Genomic DNA, 8,932 nt, shown 5'->3' with positions numbered 1-8,932 from the left:
AGAGTAGGACGCCGCCGGACTCAACGTAAGAAAGATGTGGCCATCGGCCCTCCATCGAGAACTCGCAGGGGAGACCCTCGTTCTCGATCGAGGCCGGTGGCCATTTCTGTTTCTGCCCCGGCCGCTCGACGCCGGCTCTGGTTCGTGATGGACTGGAGTCCGGGTGTCGGGTGACCGATGCGGCATCCAACACAACGACACAGCGGACGAACGCCCTGGTTCTGACTCGGGCACGCGATGAGGAGCAACGGTGGCGAACGACGACGACCAGCGACGGAACGACGGCGATCGGGGAGACCGGCCTCGACGCGACGGTGACCGGTTCCCTCGCCGTGACAGCGCTCCGCGTCGCGACGGCGACCGTGGCGACCGTGGTGGCCGTTGGTCGTCCGGTCCCCGCGAGTTCGAACGCCGTGAGGGCGATCGGCGTCCCGAGCGCGGTGACCGACCGTTCCGCGACGGGGCTGCTCGTCGCGACGGCGCTCCGCGTCGCGACGGCGACCGTCCGTTCCGTGAGGGCGACCGGAACGACCGTCCCTCGTGGCGGAGCGACCGTGGGGATTCCGGCCGTCCGCCGCGCGGTGACGGCCCTCGGGGCGCAGACCGTCCGCGTCGCGATGGCGACCGTCCTCCGTACCGTGGTGGGTCGTCCGACCGGCCGGCTCGTGACGGTGATCGTCCGTCGTACCGCGGCGGGTCCTCGGACCGTCCGCGTCGGGATGGCGACCGTCCGTCGTACGGCGGTGGGTCGTCCGACCGTCCGCGTCGTGACGGTGACCGTCCGTCGTACGGCGGTGGGTCGTCCGACCGTCCGCGTCGTGACGGTGACCGTCCGTCCTACCGTGGTGGCTCGTCTGACCGTCCGTCTCGTGACGGTGACCGTCCGTCGTACCGCGGGGGGTCCTCCGATCGTCCGCGTCGTGACGGTGACCGTCCGTCCTACCGTGGTGGCTCGTCCGATCGCCCGCGTCGTGACGGTGACCGTCCGTCGTACGGCGGTGGCTCGTCCGACCGCCCGCGTCGTGACGGTGACCGTCCGTCCTACCGTGGTGGCTCGTCTGACCGTCCGTCTCGTGACGGTGACCGTCCGTCGTACCGCGGGGGGTCCTCTGATCGTCCGCGTCGTGACGGTGACCGGCCGTCCTACGGCGGTGGCTCATCCGACCGTCCGCGTCGTGACGGTGACCGTCCGTCCTACGGCGGTGGCTCGTCCGACCGCCCGCGCCGCGACGGCGGTGAGGATCGTCGCCGCTTCGGCGACGGCACCCGCCATGCCGGTGCCCGCTTCGGCGAGGCTGCGCGGGACGACTGGGAGGACCGCGACCCGTACGGCACGAAGTCGATCCGCCCGCGCCACGACGACCCGGAGATCCCCGAGGAGATCCAGGCGCGCGACCTCGACCCGGCAGCCCGCATGGAGCTGAAGACCCTGAGCAAGGACAACGCGGACTGGGTCGCCCGCCACCTCGTGGCCGCGGCGATGTTCGTCGACGACGACCCCGAGACGGCGAACCAGCACGCCTTGAGCGCAGCGCGCCGTGCCGGCCGTGTCGGTGTGGTCCGTGAGACCGCAGCGATCACCGCGTACCGCTTGGGCGACTTCGCCACGGCGCTCCGCGAGCTCCGGACGTACCGACGGATCTCGGGCCGCAACGACCAGCTGCCGATGATGGTGGACTGCGAGCGCGGCCTCGGGCGTCCGGAACGTGCGCTCGAGCTCGGTCGGTCCGTCGAACGGTCGGCGCTCGAGACGCCGGTGCAGGTCGAACTCGCGATCGCGATGTCCGGCGCCCGGTTGGACCTCGGGAATCCCACAGCCGCCCTCGGCGAGCTGGAGATTCCACAGCTCGACCCGTCGACGGCCTACACCTGGTCGCCGGCGCTCTACAGTGCATACGCGGCCACGCTCGAGGAGCTCGGTCGCCAGGACGAGGCCGACGAGTGGTGGGCGCGGGTCGATCGCGCCGCCCAGGCCCTGTCCGAGATCGCCGACGAGAACGCATGGGAGACTGTTGATGTGGTCGAGGAAACGATCGAGGTCGAAGAACCCAGGGACGACGGGCCCGGAGCCGACGCTGAGCGCGTCGACGAGCCCACAGCCGGTGTCAGCGGCCTCGACGACACCGACCAGCTCGACGACGTCGACGACCCCGACGACGACCTCGGCGAGATCGACGACGACAACCCCCGCGACGTCGACGGCTCCGCAGCCGGCTGACACCCCGAGGCCGCCGACGGACGGTGTGGACGTCGTCCTCACCGACCTCGACGGTGTCGTGTACCGCGGGCGGAACGCGATCCCGCACGCGGTCGAGGCCCTGACCCGCGCGTCGTTGACCGCTCGCGTCGGGTACATCACGAACAACGCCTCGCGGCGACCCGTCGACGTCGCGGAGCACCTGGCGCGCTACGGGCTCGAGGTGTCCGAGGACGACGTCGTCACGTCGTCGCAGGCGGGGGTCCAGCTGCTGTCGACGCTCGTACCGGCCGGGGCGACCGTGCTCGTCACGGGCGGCATCGGTCTGTCGAGCATCGTCGAGGCGGCCGGGTTCACCGTGACGTCGAGCGCCGAGGACGCCCCTGCGGCCGTCATCCAGGGCTTCTCGCCGGACCTCGGCTGGAAGGAACTGGCCGAGGCGTCCTTCGCCCTCGCCGACCCGGACGTGCCGTGGGTCGCGACGAACATGGACTGGTCGATCCCGGTCGAGCGCGGCATCGCGCCGGGCAACGGCACGCTCGTGTCCGCCGTGCACCAGGCCGTGGGGCGGATGCCCGTCGTGGCCGGCAAGCCGGAGCGCCCGATCTTCGACGCCGCCGTGCAGCGCTTCGGCAGCGGCCGGACGATCTTCATCGGCGACCGCCTGGACACCGACATCAAGGGCGCGAACGACGCGGGGATCCCCAGCGTCCTCGTGCTCACGGGCATCGACCAGGCCAAGCAGGTGCTCGCGGCCGACCAGCGGTCGCGTCCGACGTTCGTCCTGCAGGACCTGCGGGGTCTGTCGGCGCCGTACCCGGTGACCGTCCGCCGCGAGGACGAGGACGGCACGCGGTACGTGACGATGGGCAGCGCCACCGTGGCCATGCGAGGGCACGTGGTCCGGGTCCTCGACGCGGGGACGGCGATCGATCGGCTCCGCGCCGGGGCGACCCTGATCTGGGAGTCGGGCCTGGCGATCTACGGCCTCGACGTCGACCCGCAGCTGTACGGCGGCGAGTAGCGTGTTGGACGTGCCGAACCCCGAGCAGTCGTCCGCAGTCGAGGACGTCGAGCACGTCGAGCAGGACGAGCAGGACGACTTCTCCGCTCGGACCGCGACGGCCGAGTCGCTGCCGCTCGAGCAGCGCGCCGACGCGTTCTCGGCCCTGCACGACGAACTCCGGACACGGCTCGAGACCGGTGGCACCGCGCGTGCCTGAGCCGGACGGCGCCGTACCCGACGCGACCCCGGTCCGCCTCGACGCACTGCTCGCGATGCGCGGGCTCGCCCGCAGTCGCACGGCTGCGACGAAGCTCGTCCAGGACGGCCGTGTCACGGTCGACGGCCACCCCGTCGTGAAGGCCTCGACCCCGGTGACGCAGGACGCCGAACTGGTCGTCGACGTCGTGGACGAGTGGGTGTCCCGTGCGGCGCGCAAGCTCGTCGGCGCGCTCGACGCCTTCGCGGTCGACCCGTCGGGTCGTGTGGTGCTCGACGTCGGGGCGAGCACGGGCGGCTTCACCCAGGTGCTCCTGGCACGAGGGGCCCGTCGGGTCATCGCGCTCGACGTCGGGCACGGGCAGCTGCACCCCTCGGTGGCGCTCGACGAGCGGGTCGTCGTCGTCGAGGGCACGAACGCCCGGAACCTCACCGCGGCGGACTACGCGGCGCTCGACGCCACGGCGCCCGAGACCTCGCTGGTCGTCGGCGACCTCTCCTTCATCTCGCTCCGGCTCGTGCTGCCCGCACTCGTCGAGGCGGTCCCGGCGGACGAGTTCGTCCTGCTCGTGAAGCCGCAGTTCGAGGTCGGACGCACCGGTGTCCGCGAAGGCATCGTGCACGACCCCGGCCTGCGGCACGACGCGCTGATGAACGTGCTCTGGGCGGCGTGGGACCTCGGCTTCGGCACCTCCGGTCTGGCGGCGTCGCCCATCATCGGGACGCACGGCAACCACGAGTACCTCGCGCACTTCCAGCGCGGTGTCGGGGGCAATCCGACAGAATGGATCCTCCGAGCGACCGAACTGACAGAGGGGACCGCATGACCGAGGACCGGCACATCCTGCTCGTGAGCCACACGGGCCGCCGTGACTCGATCGACGCTGCCGTCGAGGTCTGCGACCTCCTGCACGCGGCCGGCCTCAACCCCGTCATGCCCTTCGACGAGTACGCCGACATCCGGCGCGCCGAGGCCTCGGTCGGCCAGGTCGACATCCTCGGCGTCGACGTGCAGGCGGACCAGCTCGAGATCGTCATCGTGCTCGGCGGCGACGGCACGATCCTGCGCGCTGCGGAACTCGTGCGCGACACCCGCCCGCCGCTCGTCGGGGTGAACCTCGGCCACGTCGGCTTCCTGGCCGAGAGCGAGCGGGATGCCCTCGCCGAGACCGTCGAACGCGCGCTCTCCGGCGAGTACCACGTCGAGGAACGCGTCACGCTCCAGGTCGACGTCGTCGTCGGCAACCAGGTCGTCTACTCGAGCTGGGCTCTCAACGAGGCGACCATCGAGAAGGCCTCGCGCGAGCGCATGCTCGAGGTCGTCACCGAGGTCGACGGTCGTCCCCTGTCCTCGTTCGGCTGCGACGGTGTGGTGGTCTCCACGCCGACCGGCTCGACGGCGTACTCGTTCTCCGGCGGCGGCCCGATCGTCTGGCCGGACGTCGACGCCCTGCTCATGGTGCCCCTCAGCGCGCACGCCCTGTTCGCCCGACCCATCGTGGTCGGCCCTGACTGCACGCTCGCCGTCGAGGTGCTCCGGCGCACCAGCGGCGTCGGCGTCCTCTGGTGCGACGGGCGCCGCACGCACGACCTGCCCCCGGGCGCGCGGGTCGAGGTCCGACGGTCCCCGGACCCCGTCCGGGTCGCCCGACTGAAGGACGCCCCGTTCACCGACCGCCTGGTCGCCAAGTTCCAGCTGCCGGTCGCCGGGTGGCGCGGGCCGCAGTCCGACGACGAGGACGGTGACCTCCTGTGACCCGTGTGGGACGCCCTGTCACCGCATCCGCGACGACCGACCAGGAGGACCGATGATCGAGGAGATCGCGATCCGCGACCTCGGGGTCATCGGTGAGACGACGCTCGAACTCGGTCCCGGGTTCACGGTCGTCACCGGTGAGACCGGCGCCGGCAAGACCATGATCGTCACGGCGCTCGGGCTGCTGCTCGGTTCCCGCGCCGATGCCGCGTCCGTGCGGCGCGGTGCGTCGAGCGCGATCGTCGAGGGCCGGTGGAACGTCCCCGACCACGCCGCCGTCGCCGAGCGTGTCGAGGACGCCGGCGGCGCGGTCGAGGACGGCGAGCTCATCCTCACCCGTACGGTGTCGGCCGAGGGCCGCAGCCGGGCGACGGTCGGAGGCCGGAGTGCTCCCGTCGCGGTGCTCGGTGAGCTCGCCGACCAGCTCGTGACCGTGCACGGCCAGTCCGATCAGATCCGGCTGACCTCCGCCACCGCCCAGCGTGCGGCGCTCGACGGCTTCGGGGGTGCCTCCCTCGAGAAGGCCCTGCGGCGCTACGTCGTCGCCTACGACGCCTGGCAGGCGCACGCCGCCGAGCTCGAGACCCTGACGCGTGACCGCGACGACCGGGTGGCCGAGGCCGAGCGCATCCGTGCCGCCTCGGACGAGATCGAGGCGGTCGACCCGCAACCCGGCGAGGACGTCGAGCTCGGCGAGCGTGCCGACCGGCTCGGGAACCTCGAGGAGCTCCGTCTGTCCGCGGCCCTCGCGCACGAGGCCCTGTCGAGCGAGTCACTCGACGGCGTCTCGGACGTCATCGGCCTGGTCGAGTCCGCACGACGGGCGGTGGAGCGCGTGGTCGCATCGGACGCCGCACTGCAGCCCGTGCTCGAGCAGCTGACCGAACTCGGCATCCAGGCGTCGGAGACCTCTGCGAGCATCTCGAGCTACCTCGGGTCGCTGGAACCGGACGCCGGACACGACCTCGAGGTCATCAACGAGCGGCGGGCGCTGCTCGCCGGGCTCACCCGCAAGTACGGCGAGACCATCGACGACGTCATCGCGTACGGACAACGGGCGAGCGACCGACTGCTCGAGCTCGACGGCGACGACGACCGCATCGCGGCACTGCAGGGTGCGGTGGAGCAGGACGAGCAGGCCCTCGCCGATGCTGCCGGCGCGCTCACCACGGCGCGCACGAAGGCCGCCACGGACCTGGCGAAGCGGGTCACGACCGAGCTGAAGACGCTGGCCATGGCAGGGGCGACGCTGGTCGTCGAGGTCACCGACGCCGGCGAGTACCGGCGCCACGGCCGCGACCAGGTGTCGATCCTGCTCCAGCCGCACTCCGGCACCGACCCGCGGCCGATCGGCAAGGGGGCCTCCGGTGGGGAGCTGTCGCGGGTGATGCTCGCGATCGAGGTCGTCATGGCCGGCAGCACGACGGTGCCGACGTTCGTCTTCGACGAGGTCGACGCCGGCGTCGGTGGAGCGGCGGCGATCGAGATCGGGCGACGCCTGGCGAAGCTCGCCGAGCGCACCCAGGTCATCGTCGTCACGCACCTGGCCCAGGTCGCGGCGTTCGCGAACAACCACCTCAACGTCGTGAAGGACGCCAGCGGTGCGGTGACGTCGTCGAGCGTGCGGCGGCTCGAGGGCGAGGACCGGCTGCAGGAGATGGCCCGGTTGCTCTCGGGTCTCGGAGACAGCGCGAGCGGCATCGAGCACGCACGCGAACTGCTCGACGTGGCCGGTCAGCGCGCCTGACCGGCACGGGACCGGCCTGGAGGCGCGGGTCGAGCCCGACTCGCACGTCCTGATCGCTTCCGGGCGAGCCCACCGACCATCTCGCGCGCTCGCCCCGTGGAGCGGCGGCGGTCACCTTGCGTCGTGCCAGCTGGCCTCGTACGACGGGTGCGCTCGACCCGCGCCGTGCCAGCTCGCTCCGTGCGACGCGGACCCGGCCACCCGTCCGCGCAACGCCCACTGCGAACGGAGGTCGCGCCTCCCGGCAGTTCTGACGTACGATGGAATCCCGTGGCGGACACTCTCAGCGGCGGTACCAATTCTTCGAACGCGACCCCGAAGGTGACGAAGCAGATCTTCGTGACCGGCGGGGTCGTCTCGTCTCTCGGCAAGGGCCTGACGGCAGCCAGCCTCGGCAACCTCCTCACTGCGCGCGGCCTCAAGGTCGTCATGCAGAAGCTCGACCCGTACCTCAACGTGGACCCGGGCACCATGAACCCGTTCCAGCACGGCGAGGTCTTCGTGACCGACGACGGTGCGGAGACGGACCTCGACATCGGGCACTACGAGCGCTTCCTCGACATCAACCTGTCGCAGTCGGCGAACGTCACGACCGGTCAGGTGTACTCGACGGTGATCGCCAAGGAGCGTCGCGGCGAGTACCTCGGCGACACGGTGCAGGTCATCCCGCACATCACCGACGAGATCAAGCGCCGGATGCGTGAGCAGGCGCAGAACGACCCGCAGCCCGACGTCATCATCACCGAGGTCGGTGGCACCGTCGGAGACATCGAGTCGCAGCCCTTCATCGAGTCCGCCCGCCAGGTGCGGCACGAGCTCGGCCGCAACAACGTGTTCTTCGTGCACGTCTCGCTGGTGCCGTTCATGAACGCCTCGGGCGAGCAGAAGACGAAGCCGACGCAGCACTCCGTCGCGGCGCTTCGCTCGATCGGCATCCAGCCGGACGCGCTGGTCCTGCGCAGCGACCGCCCGGTGTCGGACTCGAACAAGCGCAAGATCGCGCTGATGTGCGACGTCGACGAGGACGCCGTGGTGAACGCGGTGGACGTCCCCTCGATCTACGACCTGCCGACGCTGCTGAACAACCAGGGCCTCGACCAGGTCATCGTCGACGCGCTCGGGCTCGACGCCGGTCCGGTCGACTGGACCGCGTGGACCCCGGTGCTCCGTGCCGTGCACGAGCCGAAGAAGGACGTCACGATCGCCCTGGTCGGCAAGTACATCGACCTGCCGGACGCCTACCTGTCGGTGACCGAGGCGCTCCGTGCGGGCGGCTTCGCGCACGACGCGAAGGTCACGCTGAAGTGGGTCGTGTCCGACGACTGCACCACGCCCGAGGGTGCGGCGAAGCAGCTCGGCGACGTCGACGGCATCTGCGTCCCCGGTGGGTTCGGCGTGCGCGGCATCGAGGGCAAGCTCGGCGCGCTGCAGTTCGCCCGCGAGCAGGGCATCCCGACGCTCGGGCTGTGCCTCGGCCTGCAGTGCATGGTCATCGAGTACGCCCGGCACGAGGCCGGCCTGACCGACGCATCGAGCACCGAGTTCGACCCGGAGACCTCGACGCCGGTCATCGCGACGATGGCCGAGCAGGTCGACATCATCGCGGGCGGCGACATGGGCGGCACGATGCGCCTCGGCCTCTACCCGGCGTCGTTCACCGAAGGCTCGCTCGCGGCGGAGCTGTACGGTGCGCCGGAGGCCTCCGAGCGGCACCGCCACCGCTACGAGGTGAGCAACAAGTACCGCGACCAGATCGCCGCGGCCGGCCTCGTGTTCTCGGGGACGTCGCCGGACGGCACCCTGGTCGAGTACGTCGAGCTCCCGCGCGACGTGCACCCGTTCTACATCGCGACGCAGGCGCACCCGGAGCTCCGCTCGCGCCCGACCGACGCGCACCCGCTGTTCGCGGGGCTCGTCGCTGCCGCGATCGAGCGCCACGAGGCGTCCAGCCTGTTCGACCCGCAGACCGAGGAGCAGGTCGCGTAACGCGAGTGGTCTCGGACGGGAGGC

Annotated in this window: 7 protein-coding genes; all 7 read left to right on the top strand. The window is 71.4% G+C overall.

Features of this window, described 5'->3' with window-relative positions:
- The first annotated feature begins 1,414 nt into the window (after nt 1–1,414).
- Nucleotides 1,415–2,218, top strand: a complete 804-nt coding sequence (locus BIU94_RS16120) for a hypothetical protein (RefSeq protein ID WP_071263069.1) — start codon at nt 1,415–1,417, stop codon at nt 2,216–2,218.
- Nucleotides 2,219–2,243: 25 nt separating this feature from the next.
- Complete coding sequence (locus BIU94_RS16115) at nt 2,244–3,221, top strand: HAD-IIA family hydrolase (RefSeq protein WP_071263003.1); 978 nt, start codon at nt 2,244–2,246, stop codon at nt 3,219–3,221.
- Between the two features lie 10 nt (nt 3,222–3,231).
- The gene (locus BIU94_RS16110; protein WP_139196431.1) at nt 3,232–3,420 is read left to right on the top strand and encodes a hypothetical protein; all 189 of its coding nucleotides are present in this window, start codon (nt 3,232–3,234) and stop codon (nt 3,418–3,420) included.
- Entirely contained in the window at nt 3,413–4,246 is an 834-nt protein-coding gene (locus tag BIU94_RS16105) for a TlyA family RNA methyltransferase (RefSeq protein ID WP_083404918.1), read from the top strand. Before BIU94_RS16110 ends, BIU94_RS16105 begins: the two co-directional genes overlap by 8 nt.
- Complete coding sequence (locus BIU94_RS16100) at nt 4,243–5,175, top strand: NAD kinase (RefSeq protein WP_071262995.1); 933 nt, start codon at nt 4,243–4,245, stop codon at nt 5,173–5,175. Before BIU94_RS16105 ends, BIU94_RS16100 begins: the two co-directional genes overlap by 4 nt.
- Before the next feature lie 52 nt (nt 5,176–5,227).
- A complete protein-coding gene (gene recN / locus BIU94_RS16095; protein ID WP_071262993.1) occupies nt 5,228–6,922 on the top strand; it encodes a DNA repair protein RecN in 1,695 nt (564 codons plus the stop codon).
- Nucleotides 6,923–7,192: 270 nt separating this feature from the next.
- Nucleotides 7,193–8,908, top strand: coding sequence for a CTP synthase (locus tag BIU94_RS16090; protein ID WP_071262989.1), 1,716 nt, complete (start codon nt 7,193–7,195; stop codon nt 8,906–8,908).
- Nucleotides 8,909–8,932: the final 24 nt, after the last annotated feature.

The organism is Curtobacterium sp. MMLR14_006 (genome assembly GCF_001864985.1).
Taxonomy (GTDB): domain Bacteria; phylum Actinomycetota; class Actinomycetes; order Actinomycetales; family Microbacteriaceae; genus Curtobacterium.
This window is presented reverse-complemented; position numbering and strand designations above follow the sequence as displayed.

What these genes read in the sequence shown, in the direction of transcription:
- BIU94_RS16100 (WP_071262995.1), top strand. Translation starts at nt 4,243, where the DNA reads ATGACCGAGGACCGGCACATCCTGCTCGTGAGCCACACGGGCCGCCGT.
- BIU94_RS16120 (WP_071263069.1), top strand. Translation starts at nt 1,415, where the DNA reads ATGGAGCTGAAGACCCTGAGCAAGGACAACGCGGACTGGGTCGCCCGC.
- recN (WP_071262993.1), top strand. Translation starts at nt 5,228, where the DNA reads ATGATCGAGGAGATCGCGATCCGCGACCTCGGGGTCATCGGTGAGACG.